Annotated in this window: 15 protein-coding genes; 8 read left to right on the top strand and 7 right to left on the bottom strand. The window is 65.1% G+C overall.

Features of this window, described 5'->3' with window-relative positions; all coding sequences use genetic code 11:
- The first annotated feature begins 88 nt into the window (after positions 1-88).
- From WGH93_RS07220 to WGH93_RS07195, 6 genes are all read left to right on the top strand, one after another.
- On the top strand, positions 89-1,774 hold the full coding sequence (locus WGH93_RS07220; protein WP_374764195.1) for an FAD-dependent oxidoreductase: 1,686 nt from the start codon (positions 89-91) through the stop codon (positions 1,772-1,774).
- 16 nt (positions 1,775-1,790) lie between these two features.
- A complete protein-coding gene (locus WGH93_RS07215) occupies positions 1,791-2,048 on the top strand; it encodes a DUF2783 domain-containing protein (protein WP_374764194.1) in 258 nt (85 codons plus the stop codon).
- The gene (locus tag WGH93_RS07210) at positions 2,042-3,004 is read left to right on the top strand and encodes an MBL fold metallo-hydrolase (protein ID WP_374764312.1); all 963 of its coding nucleotides are present in this window, start codon (positions 2,042-2,044) and stop codon (positions 3,002-3,004) included. The genes WGH93_RS07215 and WGH93_RS07210 overlap by 7 nt, the downstream gene beginning before the upstream one ends.
- A gap of 314 nt (positions 3,005-3,318) precedes the next feature.
- Positions 3,319-3,864, top strand: a complete 546-nt coding sequence (locus WGH93_RS07205) for a VOC family protein (protein ID WP_374764193.1) — start codon at positions 3,319-3,321, stop codon at positions 3,862-3,864.
- Positions 3,865-3,919: 55 nt separating this feature from the next.
- Positions 3,920-4,930: a fumarylacetoacetate hydrolase family protein gene (locus tag WGH93_RS07200; protein ID WP_374764192.1), complete on the top strand. Its 1,011-nt coding sequence runs from the start codon at positions 3,920-3,922 to the stop codon at positions 4,928-4,930.
- A gap of 106 nt (positions 4,931-5,036) precedes the next feature.
- Positions 5,037-6,983 carry a sensor histidine kinase gene (locus WGH93_RS07195; protein WP_374764191.1) on the top strand — a complete coding sequence of 649 codons (1,947 nt, stop codon included), beginning with the start codon at positions 5,037-5,039 and terminating at the stop codon, positions 6,981-6,983.
- Between the two features lie 79 nt (positions 6,984-7,062).
- Here WGH93_RS07195 and WGH93_RS07190 read toward each other — a convergent pair whose 3' ends face one another.
- The 3 genes from WGH93_RS07190 to WGH93_RS07180 form a co-directional block, all read right to left on the bottom strand.
- A complete protein-coding gene (locus WGH93_RS07190) occupies positions 7,063-7,365 on the bottom strand; it encodes a hypothetical protein (RefSeq protein WP_374764190.1) in 303 nt (100 codons plus the stop codon).
- Between the two features lie 154 nt (positions 7,366-7,519).
- Positions 7,520-7,975, bottom strand: coding sequence for a YHS domain-containing (seleno)protein (locus WGH93_RS07185; RefSeq protein ID WP_374764189.1), 456 nt, complete (start codon positions 7,973-7,975; stop codon positions 7,520-7,522).
- A gap of 145 nt (positions 7,976-8,120) precedes the next feature.
- Positions 8,121-8,552 carry a YHS domain-containing (seleno)protein gene (locus tag WGH93_RS07180; protein ID WP_374764188.1) on the bottom strand — a complete coding sequence of 144 codons (432 nt, stop codon included), beginning with the start codon at positions 8,550-8,552 and terminating at the stop codon, positions 8,121-8,123.
- Between the two features lie 183 nt (positions 8,553-8,735).
- Between WGH93_RS07180 and pgmB the strand changes: the two genes are divergently transcribed.
- Positions 8,736-9,392 (top strand): beta-phosphoglucomutase, encoded by a 657-nt coding sequence (pgmB, locus tag WGH93_RS07175; protein WP_374764187.1) that lies wholly within the window; start codon positions 8,736-8,738, stop codon positions 9,390-9,392.
- A gap of 58 nt (positions 9,393-9,450) precedes the next feature.
- On the opposite strand, the gene WGH93_RS07170 is transcribed toward pgmB, so the two are convergent.
- Positions 9,451-10,548: a LacI family DNA-binding transcriptional regulator gene (locus WGH93_RS07170; protein WP_374764186.1), complete on the bottom strand. Its 1,098-nt coding sequence runs from the start codon at positions 10,546-10,548 to the stop codon at positions 9,451-9,453.
- 248 nt (positions 10,549-10,796) lie between these two features.
- On the opposite strand from WGH93_RS07170, the gene glk reads away from it, so the two are divergent.
- Positions 10,797-11,783 carry a glucokinase gene (gene glk, locus WGH93_RS07165; protein WP_374764185.1) on the top strand — a complete coding sequence of 329 codons (987 nt, stop codon included), beginning with the start codon at positions 10,797-10,799 and terminating at the stop codon, positions 11,781-11,783.
- Between the two features lie 57 nt (positions 11,784-11,840).
- On the opposite strand, the gene WGH93_RS07160 is transcribed toward glk, so the two are convergent.
- Genes WGH93_RS07160 through WGH93_RS07150 form a run of 3 tightly spaced genes read right to left on the bottom strand, consistent with a single transcriptional unit; the run spans position 11,841 to position 15,009 of the window.
- Positions 11,841-12,728, bottom strand: coding sequence for a D-amino-acid transaminase (locus WGH93_RS07160; protein ID WP_374764184.1), 888 nt, complete (start codon positions 12,726-12,728; stop codon positions 11,841-11,843).
- Positions 12,725-13,930, bottom strand: a complete 1,206-nt coding sequence (locus WGH93_RS07155) for an MFS transporter (protein ID WP_374764183.1) — start codon at positions 13,928-13,930, stop codon at positions 12,725-12,727. Before WGH93_RS07155 ends, WGH93_RS07160 begins: the two co-directional genes overlap by 4 nt.
- Entirely contained in the window at positions 13,927-15,009 is a 1,083-nt protein-coding gene (locus WGH93_RS07150; protein ID WP_374764182.1) for an alpha/beta fold hydrolase, read from the bottom strand. The genes WGH93_RS07155 and WGH93_RS07150 overlap by 4 nt, the downstream gene beginning before the upstream one ends.
- Positions 15,010-15,078: the final 69 nt, after the last annotated feature.

Genomic DNA, 15,078 nt, shown 5'->3' with positions numbered 1-15,078 from the left:
GCGCCGCTGTCCCTTTTTCCGACGACAGCCGGGCGCGCGCCGCTGGGGTATGACAAGAGCGTTGGCAAAAGAGGGGGAGACTTTGGCCATGCCGTATGTACCACCCAGATATGAGCCCAGTGTGCCGCCCGCCGTGGCGGCGGGCGAGACGGAAGAAACCGACGTGGCCGTTGTGGGCGCCGGGCCGGTGGGGCTGGCGCTGGCGCTGGACCTGGCCCGCCACGGCGTGCGCGTGGTGCTGCTGGACCGGGATACCCAGCTTTCCGACGGGTCCCGCGCCATCTGCTATGCCAAGCGCACGCTGGAGGTGATGGACCGGTTGGGCTTTGGCGAAACCATGCTGGATAAGGGCGTGAGCTGGGATGTGGGCCGGGTCTTTTTCGGCGACGCGCCGGAACCGGTTTACAGCTTCGATCTGCTGCCGGTGAAGGATCAGAAATTCCCCGGCATGATCAATATCCAGCAATATTACAACGAGGGTTACAATGTGGCTCTGGTGCAGGACCATGACCGGGTGGACCTGCGCTGGGGCAATGAAGTGGTCGCCGTCATGGACGAGGCGGACGGCGTGCGCCTTGACGTGCGGACCCATGCCGGGTCGTATGGCCTGCGCGCCCGCTGGCTGGTGGCGGCGGATGGCTGCCACAGTCCGATCCGCAAGATGCGCGGCATTCCCTTTGAGGGGGAGACCTTTCAGGACAACTTCCTGATCGCGGACGTGAAATTCTCCCGCCCCTATCCCAGCGAGCGGCATTTCTGGTTCGATCCGCCCTTCGCGCCGGGCCGGAGCGTTCTGCTGCACAAGCAGCCGGACGATGTGTGGCGGATCGATTTTCAACTCGGCTGGGATATCGACCGGGACGCGGTGGTCAAACCGGAAAATGTGACACCGCGCATCCGCGCCATGCTGGGGGACGGGATCGATTTTGAATATGAATGGATCAGCGTCTATACCTTCAATTGCCGCAAGGTGGATCGCATGGTGGACGGGCGCGTCATCTTTGCCGGGGACAGTGCCCATCTGGTCTCCCCCTTCGGCGCGCGCGGGGCGAACAGCGGCATTCAGGACGCGGACAATCTGGCCTGGAAGCTGGCGCTGGTGGTGCGCGGCGACGCGCCCGAAAGCCTGCTGGCCAGCTATGATGCGGAACGCCAGCACGCGGCCCGGATCAATATTCTCAATTCCACCCGATCCACCGATTTCATTACGCCGAAAAGCGATATTTCCCGGCTGTTCCGGGACAGCGTGCTGGAACTGGCCCGCACCGAGCCCTTTGCCCGCGCCTATGTGAATTCGGGCCGGCTGTCCACGCCGGTGCCGTATCCCGAAAGCCCGCTGAACACGCCCGACGCGGGGGAGTTCCACAGCCCCTGCGCGCCCGGCACGGTGGCGCTGGACGGGCCGGTGCGCGCGCGGGACGGGGACGGCTGGTTGCTGGACCATCTGGGCGACCGGTTCCACCTGCTGCTGTTCAAGGCGGACGGGGTGCTGGACAAGGCGGATTACGAGGCGTTGAGCGCCCTGATGGCGGACAGCCCCGTGCCGGTTCAGCCGCTGGTGATCAGCGACGATCACCCGGACGGCGGCGCGATCCCCGTTCTGGCGGATGAAAAGGGGCTGCTGGCCCGGCGCTATGATGCCCGTGACGGCAGTTGTTATCTGATCCGCCCGGACCAGCATGTGGCCGCCCGGATGCGCAGCTTCGATGCGGGGGCCGTGCGCGCCGCGCGGGATCAGGCGCTGGGCCGCGATGCGCGCGTGGCGGCAGCCTGACAAGGGGAGGACATCCATGAGCCAATTGGCGCAAACCACACGCCCGGAAGACCCGGATCGGGTCTATAATCTGATCATCGACATGCACCGGGACATGAGCGAGGCGGAAAGCCATGCGGCCAATGCCCGGCTGATCCTGACGCTGGCCAACCATATCGGCGACGGCGACGTGATCGCCGAGGCCACCGCCCTGGTGCGCCGGACCATGGGCCACAGTGTGGCGGACCCGGTGGATCATATCGCATCCGATGCCTTGAAAGGGGAACCATCATGACCAAGCCATTCGCCTCATCAGCGGACCTGACGGAAAAGACCGAAACCCTGGAAGTGCTGGCGGACGGGGTTTATGCCCTGACCGCGGAGGGCGACCCCAATGTGGGCGCCATCGAGGCGGAAGATCATCTGATCGCCTTCGAGGCCCGCGCCACGCCCAGCGCCGCGCGCGACTGGCTGGCACAGCTTCGCCAGCATACGGACAAGCCGGTGCGCTATCTGGTGTTGTCCCATTATCATGCGGTGCGGGTGCTGGGCGCCAGCGCTTTCGAGGCCGACAGCATCATCGCCCACGACATGACCCGCTTTCTGGTGGACGAGCGGGGCAAAGAGGACTGGGACAGTGAGTATGGCCGGATGCCGCGCCTGTTCCGCCAGCCGGAGGAAATCCCCGGCCTGACCCATCCCGACATCACCTTCAACGACCGGCTGACCCTGCCGCTTGGCGGTGACCGGGGGGATCTGGTGCTGGAACATTGCGGGCGCGGCCATACGGCGGGGGATATCATCGCCTGGCTGCCCCGGCACAAGATTCTGTTCGCCGGTGATCTGGTGGAAGCCGAAGCAGCGCTTTATACCGGCGATGCCTTTCACATGGAATGGGCCGCCGATACGCTGAACCGGATCAAGAGCTATCAGGCCGAGGCACTGATCGGCGGCCGCGGCGCGGTGGTCAGGGGCCGTGATGCGGTGGACAAGGCCATCGAGCAGACCCGTGGCTTTCTGACCGGCATGATCGAGGAAGTGGGCGCCGTGCACAAGGCGGGCGGCACGCTGAAGGAAGCGTTCGACAAGACCCATGCCCGGTTGGCGCCCAAATTCGGGGCGTGGCCGATCTTCGAACACTGCCTGCCCTTTGACGTGCAGCGCCTGTGGGATGAATTCGACGGCGTGGACTGGCCCCGCATCTGGACGGCGGAGCGCGACCGCGAGGTTTGGGACCAGTTGCAGGATTAGGCCCGCCGCGCACGTTTGCGCGAGGCTGCGTGCCGCCTGAACGCGGGAGGGCAGCATGACGGCGCATCAGGAAAGGGTGCCCGAATTTATGCAGGGTCTTGATGTTGAACCAGGGCGTGACCACGCCCCGCGCACGTTTGCGCGAGGCTGCGTGCCGCCTGAACGCGAGAGGGCAGCATGACGGCGCATCGGGAAAGGGTGCCTGAATTTATGCAGGGTCTTGATGTTGAACCAGGGCGCGACCACGCCCCGCGCACGTTTGCGCGAGGCTGCGTGCCGCCTGAACGCACACAGAAAGAGAAAGGAGCCATGCCATGCTGAAGGGCATTCACCATGTGGCCTATCGCTGCCGGGACGCCAAGGAGACGGTGGACTTTTACCGGCACTATCTGGACATGGATTTCACCGTCGCCATTGCCGAGGACAAGGTGCCGTCCACCGGTGAGCCGGACCCGTATATGCATGTGTTCCTGGACGCGGGGCGGGGCAATATTCTGGCCTTTTTCGAATTGCCCACCCAGCCGGACATGGACCGGGACCGCAACACGCCCGAATGGGTGCAGCATATCGCCTTCGAGGTGGACAGCGTGGACACGCTGAAAAAGGCCAAGGCCCGGCTGGAAGCGGACGGGATCGAGGTGGTGGGGTTGACGGATCACACCATTTTCCAGTCGATCTATTTCTTCGATCCCAATGGCCACCGTATCGAACTGGCGGCCCAGACGGCGCGGCCTGGTATGGAAGAGGAACTGAAACGGGTTGCCGAAGACATGCTGGAAGAATGGTCGCGCACCAAGAAGGCACCGCGCCATGCGGCCTGGATGCATGGTGAGGGATCGTTTCCCGGCGCGCTGGACTGAGCCCGCCGGGGCATGGGCGTGTGGATACGAACAGCAATTTTGAAGGGGGAGTGTGATGAAACTGGCAAGCCTGAAAGAGGGCCGCGATGGCCGGCTGGTGGCGGTGAGCAGCGACCTGACGCGCATGGCGAGCGCGGCGGATATCGCGCCCACCCTGCAAGCGGCGCTGGATGACTGGGCCAGTGTGCTGCCACGGCTGCGCGCGCTGTCGGAAAGTCTGGACAGTGGCGCCACCAAAGGCGAGCCGTTCGACGAGGCGGACTGTCACAGCCCCCTGCCGCGGGCCTATCAATGGGCGGACGGTAGCGCCTATGTGAATCATGTGGAACTGGTTCGCAAGGCGCGCGGGGCCGAGATGCCGGAAAGTTTCTGGGATGATCCGCTGATGTATCAGGGCGGGTCGGACAGTTTTCTGGCGCCGCATGATCCCGTCACCCTGCCGCAGACCGAGGGCTGGGGCGTGGATTTCGAAGCCGAGGTGGCGGTGATCACCGATGACGTGCCCATGGGGGCCGATCCGGTAAAGGCGCGCGATCACATCAAGCTGGTGATGCTGGTGAACGATGTGTCCCTGCGTGGCCTGATTCCCGGCGAACTGGCCAAGGGTTTCGGGTTTTTCCAGAGCAAGCCGTCGAGCGCCTTTTCCCCGGTGGCGGTCAGTCCCGACGCGCTGGGCGATGCTTGGCATGGCGGCAAGCTGCACCTGCCGCTTCTGTCCACCTATAATGGCCGCCTGTTCGGCAAGCCCGACGCGGGCGTGGACATGACCTTCGATTTTGGCCGCCTGATCGCCCATGCGGCCAGAACCCGCCCGCTGACGGCGGGAACCATCATCGGGTCGGGCACGGTATCCAACAAGCTGCATGGCGGCGCGGGCAAGCCGGTGGATGCGGGTGGCGCGGGCTATAGCTGTATCGCCGAAATCCGCATGATCGAGACCATCGAGACCGGCGAGGCGAAAACGCCCTTCATGGCCTTTGGCGACCGTATCCGCATCGAGATGCTGGACCCGGCGGGCAACAGCCTGTTCGGCGCCATCGACCAGACGGTGGCGGTCACCGGCTGACCGGAGCCGCACCTTTCATCCTTGATGGTTGCGCCCGGTGTGATCTTTCCTATGATCCCGTTCTGGCGTGTGATTCGTGTTTCATATCTGCGGGGTCAGCCGGTCAATGCAGGATCAGAAGCGTGTGGACGTGGTGATGGAAACGAGTGTTTCCGCCATCACCATTGTGGACGCCGCGGGTGCCATCATCTACGCCAATCCGGCGGCGGAGGCATTGTACGGGCTGACGCGGGACAGCCTGACCCGGCGTGGCTATAACGATCCCGAATGGCATATCACGGCGCTGGATGGCGGCCCCATGCCGGATGAAGACCTGCCGTTCCGCCGCGTGATGGCGACGGGGGAAGCGGTTCATGATATCCGCCATGCCATTGTCTGGCCCGATGGCAGGCGGCGGTTTCTGAGCATCAATGGCGCCCCCTTCGCCTGGGAAGGGGACCGGCTGCGGGAAATGGTCTTTTCCGTGCAGGACATCACCCACACGCTGGAACAGGCACGCAGTCGATCGGCGGGAGAGGCTTTCTATCGCGGCCTTCTGGACGATCACCCTTTTCCGGTGGTGCATTACGGGCCGGATACCGGCATCCTTTTCTGCAATCGTGTCACGCTGGAATTTTTCGGCCTTGAACTGGGCGATGTGCTGGGCCGCCGCTGGTCCGACATGCTGTCGGATGCGGCGGCGATGGAGGATGCGCGGGCGGCGCTCGCGCGTCTTGAGCCGGATGCCGCAACCGTCGTGCTGGAGCAGCAGCACCGGGATGCGGAAGGCCGCCTGCGCACCGTGCGCTGGACCAATCGGGGCTTTTTCGATGCCGAAGGCCGGCTGGTGCGCGTTCAGGGCGTTGGCGAGGACATTACCGACCATCTGCACGCCAGGCGGGAACGTGAACGCAGCGAAGTGCGGTTTCGCCGCCTGTTCGAGACCACGCCGGACGGCCTGATACTGGTGGATGAAAACCGCACCATTGTTGAGGCCAATCCGGGCGTGCGCACCCTGCTGGGCTATGAGCCGTCGGACCTGGTGGGCACGTCGGTGGAAACCTTGGTGCCGGCGGATTTTCGGGAACACCATGCCGCGCTGGCCGAGCATTTCATGGTGCAGCCGGGGGAGCGGGCGCACATGATGGCCATGATGCGGCAGGTGAGCGCCGTGCGCGCCGACGGACAGCGGCAGCCCGTGGCGATCATGCTGAAAAAGATGGAACTGGGCGGGGCCACAATGGTGCTGACCATCATTCGTGACCGGGAGGAACTGGAAAACCGCAATATCGAATTGCTGGAAATCAGCCAGAAATTACAGCGCGAAGCCCGCCGCGCCGAGGAGGCGAGCGCCGCCAAGACCCAGTTCCTGGCCACGGTCAGCCATGAATTGCGCACGCCGCTCAATGCCATTCTCGGTTTTGCCGACCTGCTGGACAAGGGCCAGTATGGCGCCCTGTCTGACGAGCAGCGGGAAGTGATGGATATTGTGCTGACCCAGGCGCGCCACCTTCTTTCGCTGATCAACAGCATTGTGGATGTGGCCGGGTTGTCCCGCGCGAAAGGGCCGCCGGTGGCACAGGTGGAAATAGATCTGGCGGCCCTGTTGCAGGACATCGTGCGCGCCTACCGGATGCAGCCGGATGCGCGCCATCACAGGTTTGCAAGCCGTTTGCCGTCAGAGCCGGTGACGGTTTATGCCGACCCCACGGGGGTTGCCCAGATCGTCAATAATCTGTTGAGCAATGCGGTGAAATTCAGCCGCGACGGCAGCACCGTCACGGTGGGTCTGGAACGGGGGGAGCAGTTTCACGCCATCGCCATCACGGATGAGGGCCAGGGCATGGCGCGGGAGCAGGTTCGGCAGGCCACCGCCCCTTTCTGGCGCGGCGCCAATGTGCTGCAAAGCCAGGAACAGGGGCTTGGGCTTGGGCTGACACTGGCCAAGGGGCTGGCGGAGGCGCAGGGCGGGCGGCTTGATATCGAGAGCGTGCGCGGCCACGGCACCACCATGCGGGTCTACCTGCCCGTTTCGGCGGCGGATGTGTGTGACGAGGATGCGGACTTCATCTGATGGTCGCGGCCCTTCGCCCTTCAGGGGCCTGCCGGGGTAAAGGCGGGGTCATCCGTACCTGCGTCGGACAGCGGGGGGGTTAGCCGCCCTGCTTGAAAGGCGGGCCGCTGATGCTGGATGCGGTCTCGCCAAGCGCATGAAGTGCCGCGGTCACGTCTGTCAGATCATTGCCCTGGCCGGGGTGGTTCATGCCTTCTTCCGAGGCCACGGACAATTCCCGCGCATCATATTCCCAGATGCGCAGCAGGGCCACCTTGTCGTCATGGGAAAGGGCCGTGTCGTCCACAATGGCCTGCGGCGCATCATAGCGCTTCAGGGCGGCCCGGAGCGCGCCCGCCGGGGACAGATCCTTCTGGCCCGGATCATGCTGATGATGGCTCATGGCGCCCTCCTTTCGTCTTGTCCGTTTGCCGCGAGGGGCCCGTTCATCCGGGCCGCCGCACGGGATGGCAGGACTCATGTGGGGCTGAAAGGCGGCGCCGTAAAGGGCCCGGCCCCCGAAGAGGCCGGGCGGAACACGGAATTCAGGGAGGCGATCAGTCAGCGCCCGCGTCATTCTTTGGCATGTCGGACCACTCGCTTTCGGCGCGCTTTTGAAGGTCCATCAGGTCGGAATTCCACATGTTTTGAACGCGATCGTTCAGGTTCAGGTACAGCTTGCCGTCCACGATGTCATAGACCGTGGGATCGGCGATCACCTTGTGACCCATGGCGATGCCATAGGCGCAGTAGCCGTCATAGGCCGGCAGGTATTTTTCCGGGTCAGCCTTGAATGTGTCGGCGTTTTCTTCCGTGGCAAAGAGATAGTTCTTGCCGTCATGCACCACCACATGATTGCCGGTGCCCCGTTTCGGGCCGCCTTCCTGATGATAGGACACCAGGTCATAGCCCCAGACGGCCACGGTGCTGCCTTTCGGGGCATCCCCCGCATGGGCGGAAAAGGTGAACAGGGCCAGTGCGAGGCCCGCGATCAGCGTGCGGATAGCGGTCATTGGGGTGTCTCCCTTGTTTGGGGCGAAAATCGCCCATGATGGCAGGGAGCCTAAACCTTTATCCCCAAGAGCGCCAACAAGCACTCACGGGGATGTGAAGGGCGGCCGGCACGTATGCCGACCGCGGTTTCAAAGGCCGCAACAATCAGGAATTGGTCATCTTGTCCCAGTTGGTGCGGGCTTTTTCCAGGTTCATGTCCAGGTTCTTTTCCCACATGCCCTGAACCTTCTTGTCCAGATTCAGGTAAAGCTGCCCGTCAACGATCTTGTAGGCCAGCGGGTCCACATGCAGCTTCTTGCCCATGGCCATGCCCATGGCGCAATAACCGCCAAAGGCGGGCAGATATTTGTCGGGGTTCTGCTTGAAGGTTTCGGCGTTTTCCGCATTGGCGAACAGATAGGTGGTCCCGTCGTGGGTCACGGCGTTGTGGCCGTTGCCGCGCCGGGGCTCATCTGCCTTGAAATAGGACACCAGGTCATAGCCGCCCACGGCGACGGATGCGGTGGGGCCATCCGCCAGGCTGGCGCTGGTGGCCAGGCCCAGAAGGGCCAGCGATACAGTCAAAATCTTGATCATCTTCATCGGTTCGTCCTTTTATTGCGAAGCAGTTGCTGTCGGATCGCCGTCATCATGACAAGTCTGGCGCGCGGCGCCCAATCACGATGCCTTGAGGTGCGGTTTCGGGCACAAGCGATTGCATCCGCGCCGCCCAGCGCTTAGACAGGACGCTGGTTGCAACCCGAAACATGTATCGAGGCCATGGCAGACACCGCATTCAAAGCCGTTATTTTCGATCTGGACGGCGTCATCACCGATACCGCCCATTATCATTTTCTGGCCTGGCAGAGGCTGGCCCACCAGTTGGGTGTGTCCTTCGAGGCGCAGGACAACGAAGCCCTGAAGGGCCTTGGGCGCCGGGAATCGCTTGAAGAAATCCTGAAAAAGGGCGGCATTGCGCTGGATGAGGCGGAAAAGGATCGCCTCGCCGCTGAAAAGAATGCTCATTATCAGGATCTGATCACCGCCCTGGGGCCGGATGACCTGCTGCCCGGCGTGGCGGCGGCGTTCGATCAGATCAGGGCCGCCGGGTGCGCCATCGGCCTGGCCAGCGCCAGCCGCAATGCGGCCACCGTGGTGCGGGCGCTGGGCATTTCGCATCGGTTCGATGTGATGGGTGACGCCGCGAAGGTGGCCAACAGCAAGCCGGCGCCGGATATCTTTCTGGCCAATGCGGAGGCGCTCGGCCTGGACCCCGCCCATTGCCTGGGGGTGGAGGATGCCGCTTCCGGCGTGACGGCCATCAAGCGCGCGGGCATGACGGCGCTGGGCGTGGGGTCCGCCCATATCCTGGCCGAGGCGGACTATGTGATCCCCGCCATGACCGCCTTTGACCTGGCGGACTACAGCCCCGCCTGACAGGGCACCGCCTTGCGGGCGCCTCTGCGGGGGCTCTGTGGGTGCCCGCCGGGCCGGTTTATCGGCTGATTCCCCTGCTTCCCCCGCGCAGGTCTTCTTCGGCGTCTTCCTGCGTGGGTTCGCCGCCACAGCTTCCGCGTACCACGAGCCGACCATCCAGCAGCACCGACCGGGCCGGACGGCCCTGCAGGATTTCCAGCAATACCGTGACCAGGGCGTGTGCCCCTTCCGCCATGTTCTGGCGTACCGTGGTCAGGGTGGGGTTGAAGTAGCGCGCCATGGGCACATCGTCATAGCCCACCACGGAAATATCGCGCGGTATCTTGTGACCCGCCGATTCCAGCGCGCGGATCGCCCCCATGGCGATGGCGTCACTGGCGGCCAGAATGCCGTCAAATCCGAATGTTTCCTTGCTCAGCAGCGCCTTGACCGTCCGATAGCCGGATTCGATGGTGAAGGATGCGGGCGTCTGCGTAAGCTGGGCATCAATGCCCACCTTGAGCGCCTCGGCCATGGCCCGCTGTGCCCCGCGATAGCGCAGCTCGATTTCCGGGTGTTCGATGGAGCCGAGAAACAGGATGCGGCGGCGCCCCACATCCAGCAGGTGTGTCATGGCCTTGCTGGCGCCCAGGGCATTGTCCGTCCCCACGGTGGCGTAATTGGCATCGGGCAGTTGCGCGCCCCAGACCACGAAGGGCGTTCCCTCTGCGGCCAGGGCTTTCAGCCGGTTGTCCCGCGCGCCCTGACCCACGATGATCAGGCCGTCCGCCCGCTTGGTCTGAAGGAAATAGCTGTTCCAGTCCTGATCCGCGATCAGCGCGGTGGACAGCAGCATGTTATAGCCTTCCTGGCCCAGTTCCTCCGCCAGACCACCGAGCATTTCCAGCATGAACGGGTCGGAGATGGGCTGGCCGGTATCCTCGTCCTTCAGGATGATGACCGCCACCGTCTGGGTGCGCTTCAGCCTCAGATTGCGGGCGCTTGTGTTGACATGAAAGCCCACTTCGTCCGCCAGCGCGCGAATGCGCCGCTTGGTCCGTGCATTGACCAGCGGGCTGTCGCTCAGGGCGCGGCTGACCGTGGCCTCGGATACGTCCGCCAGTCTGGCCAGGTCGGCCAGTGTGCGTGGTTTCGATGTTCCCTGATCCTGTGTCACACGCCCCCCTCCGCGTTGGGCCGCGGGGGCGCCCTTCCCCCGATCGGCAGATACGAACCCACAAGCCGGGTTGCCTCCCTCGTCCGGCTGTGCCAAACCACCCCATGGCTGGCTGCCGCCCCCGTGCGGGGCCAGCGGGCCGGATACTAAGCCAGATGGAACGGGGGTGCAATCGTTTGCACCCATGGTTTGACCGAGCGGTCATGTTTTGTGCCGCCCGCGGCGGTGAAAAGCGTGGAAGTGAGAGCATGGAGACAGGCAGGATCAATGGCGGGGTCAATCTGGTGGGGGATATTGGCGGCACCAATGCCCGCTTTGCCCTTGCCGATGTGGACAGCGACGCGATCCACAGCCCGCGCACATTGCCGGTAGCGGACTTCCCCACACTGGAAGATGCCATGCGCGCCTATCTGGACGGGCAGGGCGTTTCCGGGGTGGATCGGGCCTGCGTGGCGGTGGCCGGGCCGGTTTACGGCGACCATTTTTCCCTGACCAATGCCCACTGGTCCTTTTCCTGCTCGGCGGTGCGAAAGCGCATGGGCTTCCGCTCGCTGGACCTGCTGAATGACTGGGCGGCCATGGCCTATGCCGTGCCGCCCATGCCGGATGAAGCTCTGTGCCCGGTGGGCAATGGCGGCCCCCGCCCGCGCCGGACGCTGGTGGCGCTGGGGCCGGGCACCGGGCTCGGCCTGGCGGCGCTGACACCGTTCGGCCATGAAAACTGGGCCCTGATATCGGGTGAGGGCGGCCATATCGCCTTCGCCCCCCTGAACGCCCGCGAACGGGATCTGCTGGCCGTGCTGGAAGGCATGGTGGGTGGCCGCGTATCGGTGGAGCGTCTGCTTTCCGGCATGGGGATCGAATCGGTCTATCAGGCGCTCGCCCGGCTGGACGGGGTGTCCGCGCCCCTGAATACCGCCGCTGACATTTCGCAGGCGGGGCAGGATGGCACCGATCCGCTGGCGGTGGAGACCCTGAAAATATTCTCGGCCACCCTGGGTTCTTTCGCGGGCGATGTGGCCCTGTTGATGGGGGCCTATGGCGGCGTTTATCTGGGCGGTGGCATATTGCCCCGCATGAAGGACACCTTCCTGAAATCGGACTTTCGCGCCCGGTTCGAGGACAAGGGCCGGATGCGCCCCCTGATGGAAGCCATGCCCACTTTCCTGATCGAGGAAGACTATCCCGCCCTGCACGGCGCGGCGGAATTTCTGGCCCTCAAGGATGCGGACTGATCATGCCGGGAATGGCCGTTCCGGGAATGGCCGCACGCAGCGCCTGAAAGGGGTGGGTCAGGACGTGTCCATATGATCCATATACCGCGCGAGAAGGTCCAGCGCCACGGGGCCGGGCCGGCCGGCGGCGATGGGGGTCCCGTCCAGCGACACGATGGGGGTCACGGCGCTGGTGGTGCTGGTCAGAAACAGTTCCCGGCCCGCGCGGGCCTCTGCCGGGGTGAAGCCGTCCTCCACCACGGGCAGGCCCGCCTGATCCGCCAGTTTCAGCACCACCTGCCGGGTGATGCCGCACAATATGTTGGCGCTGAGGGGGCGGGTGCGCAGGGTGCCGCCCGCGTCCACCAGCCAGATATTGGTGCTGCTGCCTTCGCTGATGGTGCCGCCCGCATCCACCATCACTGCCTCAAAGGCGCCGGCTTCCGCCGCCTGCTGTTTGGCCATCACATTGGGCAGCAGCGAGATGGACTTGATATCGCAGCGCGCCCAGCGCTGGTCCGGCGCGGTCACGGCGGCCACACCCTTGCGGGCGCGGGCGGCCACCGCATCGAAATTCAGCCGCTTGACCGTGACCACCAGCACGGGCCGGAGATCGTCGGGGTATTTGTGGTCCCGGCTGGCGGCGGTGCGGGTGACCTGCACGTAAACAAAGCCGTCCCGGTGGCGATTGCGCCGCACCACCTGTTGCAGAACCTGTCGCAGCGGGCCACGGGCCATGGGCGCGGGAATGGCCAGTTCGGCCAGCGACCGGTCCAGCCGATCCAGATGCGCCTCCAGGTCCACCAGGCGGCCCCGGCGCAGGGCGATGCCTTCATAAACGCCGTCGGCGAACTGATAGCCGCGATCCTCGATCGAGACCCCCGCCCGCGACACCGGCACATAGCGCCCGTCCACATAGGCAATACCGGGGGTCAGGCGCGTGCTGCGCCGGGGATGTGGGTTCATGGTTCGCCCTCTCTGTCCGCATGGCCGGGCAGGCTGTATAGCAGCACAACGGCCAGCCATGCCAGCCCCGCCACCACGGCGGTAAGCGGCAGCAGGCCGCGTTCCACAAAGGGCGCGATGGCGGCGGTCATCAGCGCGGCGATGCCGGTGACCGACAGCAGGATCAGCGCCGACCCCCGGTCATCATCGCCGCCGGTGGCCCTGAGCGCCGCCACGAAGCCCGGCCCCACCCGCAGACCAAGCCCCGCATTGAGCAGCCAGAACAGATATTTCAGGTCGCCCGCGTCGCCGCGCCCGGCAAGGGCATAGCCCAAAAGGGCCGTGCCGCCCAGCGCGGCCACCAGTGTGCCGGCGCGGATCATCGCCTCGGCACCGGTGCGGGCCACCAGCCAACCGGCGCCATTGGCGGCCAGGATGAAGGTGGTCACGCCGATCATCTGCATCAGGATAAAGTCGCCAATGGTGCCGCCCATGGCGCGCACCATCACGGCGGGCGCGCTGAAAACAAAGGTGAGCAATGCGGCCAGCACCAATGTGTGGCCGCTGGCATAGCGCAGGAAGCGGGGGTTGCGCAGCAGCGGGCCATAGCCGCCTTTGCCGCTGGCGCTCTGGCCGGTGCCCACGCGCGGCAACAGGCCGCGCCAGCCCAGCGCCACTCCGGTCAGGGCCAGTGCCACCGCGCCGGTCAGCCAGAAGGCGGCGGGCCATGAAAAATGCTGGAACAGCCAGGCGCCCAGCAAGGGCGCAAAGCCGGGGATCAGGGCTTCCACGCTGCCCATGAGCGACAGCGCGCGTATGGCGCCCGCATCGCTGAACAGGGACCGGATCAGCCCCGGCGCCAGCACCGCCGGGCCGCTGGATGCCAGCCCCTGTGCGAAACGCACGGCGATCAGGCCATCAATATCATTCACCAGCCCGCCCGCCAGCGATATGACGGCAAAGGCGGCCAGCGCGGCGATGAACAGGCGCCGCCGCCCCAGCCGGGCCGACAGGGCGCCGAACAGCGGCAGCCCCAGCGTGGCCCCGGCCACGAAGGCGGCCATGATCCACTGTGCGCGCGCCGTGCTGGTCTGCATCAGGTCCGGCAGGGCGGGGACGGCGGGCAATACCAGGTCCACGGCGCTGAGCGCGGTGGCGGTGGCGGCGATGATCAGCAGGCTGGCAAGACGGGGCCGGACGACCGGCGACAGGGGTGGGGTCACGCGTCGGGCCTTTCACCGCCGGATTTCCGCGCCTTGCTTTCCTTTTTGCCCGCGCCCGTACCCTTTTTGTCAGGCCCGGCCCCTTTACGATCGGCGAACAGGAAGCCGATGGCGAGCGGTGCCACCTGGTCGGGCGCTTCCACTTGCGGATAGTGGCCAACACCCGCCAGCCTTTCCACTTTCATGTCCGGCACCCGGATGGACAGCACATCCGCCATGTGCACGCCGGATACCGGATCATCCAGCCCGTTGATCATCATCAGCGGCACCGTGGTGCCCTTCAGCGCCCCCACCCAGCGGCTTTCATACGCCTTGCGTTCCGCCATGTAGCGGATGCGCCGGGCCAGCGCCGGGCGGCCCTGTTTGCCCATGATTTCGTCCCAGAACAGGTCCAGCAGGGCCGCATCCGGCTGATGCTTTTTCGAAAACACAGCGGCAAAGGCTTTCTTGAACCGATCCGCCGCCATCAGGCGGGCCACAAGCCCGCCCAGCGGGCTGGCCAGCAGCTTTTGCGCCCGGCGCGGGCGGTGCAGTTCGGGCACGATGCCACCGTTCAGGAACAGGCAGCGGGTGATGCGGAAGGGCAGGCTTTTTTCCAGTTGCCGGGCCAGCAGTTCCTGCGCCACCGTATCGCCCACATCATGGGCCAGCAGGCGAATTTCCGTCAGCCCCAGATGCTCGGCGAGCGCCGTGACCATATCCGCCTGTGCCATGATGCTGGCCGCCTTGCCGTGCTGGGTGGTGCTGCGGCCATAATCCAGCAGGTCGGGCAGGATCAGCCGGTCATGGGCGCTGAGCGCATCGCACAGCCACACCCAGTCGAACGAGCTGGTGGGAAAGCCGTGCAGGCAGATCGTGGCCCCGCTGCCGGGCTCCGCGGCGTCTGAGTCCCCGCTTCCGCTGGCGCTGTCATCGCATTCGGCGGCGTCTTTGGCGGGAATGTCCCGGAAAAACACCTGGTGGCCGTGCAGGCTGACGGTTTCGCCCGCCCCGGCCCATTGATCCGGTGTTTCCGGTGGCGGGGTGATGGGGGCGTTTCCGCCGTCGGTGGGTGTGGTGCTTTTCCGTGGCCCGTTCATAGCCTGCATACTCCGCTTGCCGTGTTGTGTACCCTGCCGTCGTTGTGTGCCCCGTGATGTGGTGTCCGT

Origin of the sequence: Yunchengibacter salinarum (assembly GCF_037658235.1) — a bacterium.
GTDB classification, from domain to species: Bacteria; Pseudomonadota; Alphaproteobacteria; order Sphingomonadales; family Kordiimonadaceae; genus Yunchengibacter; species Yunchengibacter salinarum.
The sequence above is the reverse complement of the archived record's forward strand: the minus strand, read 5'-3'. Positions and strand labels throughout refer to the sequence as shown.

Bases quoted from the DNA above. Each gene is read 5' to 3' on its own strand.
- WGH93_RS07220 (WP_374764195.1), top strand. From the start codon at position 89: ATGCCGTATGTACCACCCAGATATGAGCCCAGTGTGCCGCCCGCCGTG.
- WGH93_RS07215 (WP_374764194.1), top strand. From the start codon at position 1,791: ATGAGCCAATTGGCGCAAACCACACGCCCGGAAGACCCGGATCGGGTC.
- WGH93_RS07205 (WP_374764193.1), top strand. From the start codon at position 3,319: ATGCTGAAGGGCATTCACCATGTGGCCTATCGCTGCCGGGACGCCAAG.
- WGH93_RS07200 (WP_374764192.1), top strand. From the start codon at position 3,920: ATGAAACTGGCAAGCCTGAAAGAGGGCCGCGATGGCCGGCTGGTGGCG.
- WGH93_RS07195 (WP_374764191.1), top strand. From the start codon at position 5,037: ATGCAGGATCAGAAGCGTGTGGACGTGGTGATGGAAACGAGTGTTTCC.
- WGH93_RS07190 (WP_374764190.1), bottom strand. From the start codon at position 7,365: ATGAGCCATCATCAGCATGATCCGGGCCAGAAGGATCTGTCCCCGGCG.
- WGH93_RS07185 (WP_374764189.1), bottom strand. From the start codon at position 7,975: ATGACCGCTATCCGCACGCTGATCGCGGGCCTCGCACTGGCCCTGTTC.
- WGH93_RS07180 (WP_374764188.1), bottom strand. From the start codon at position 8,552: ATGATCAAGATTTTGACTGTATCGCTGGCCCTTCTGGGCCTGGCCACC.
- pgmB (WP_374764187.1), top strand. From the start codon at position 8,736: ATGGCAGACACCGCATTCAAAGCCGTTATTTTCGATCTGGACGGCGTC.
- glk (WP_374764185.1), top strand. From the start codon at position 10,797: ATGGAGACAGGCAGGATCAATGGCGGGGTCAATCTGGTGGGGGATATT.
- WGH93_RS07160 (WP_374764184.1), bottom strand. From the start codon at position 12,728: ATGAACCCACATCCCCGGCGCAGCACGCGCCTGACCCCCGGTATTGCC.
- WGH93_RS07150 (WP_374764182.1), bottom strand. From the start codon at position 15,009: ATGAACGGGCCACGGAAAAGCACCACACCCACCGACGGCGGAAACGCC.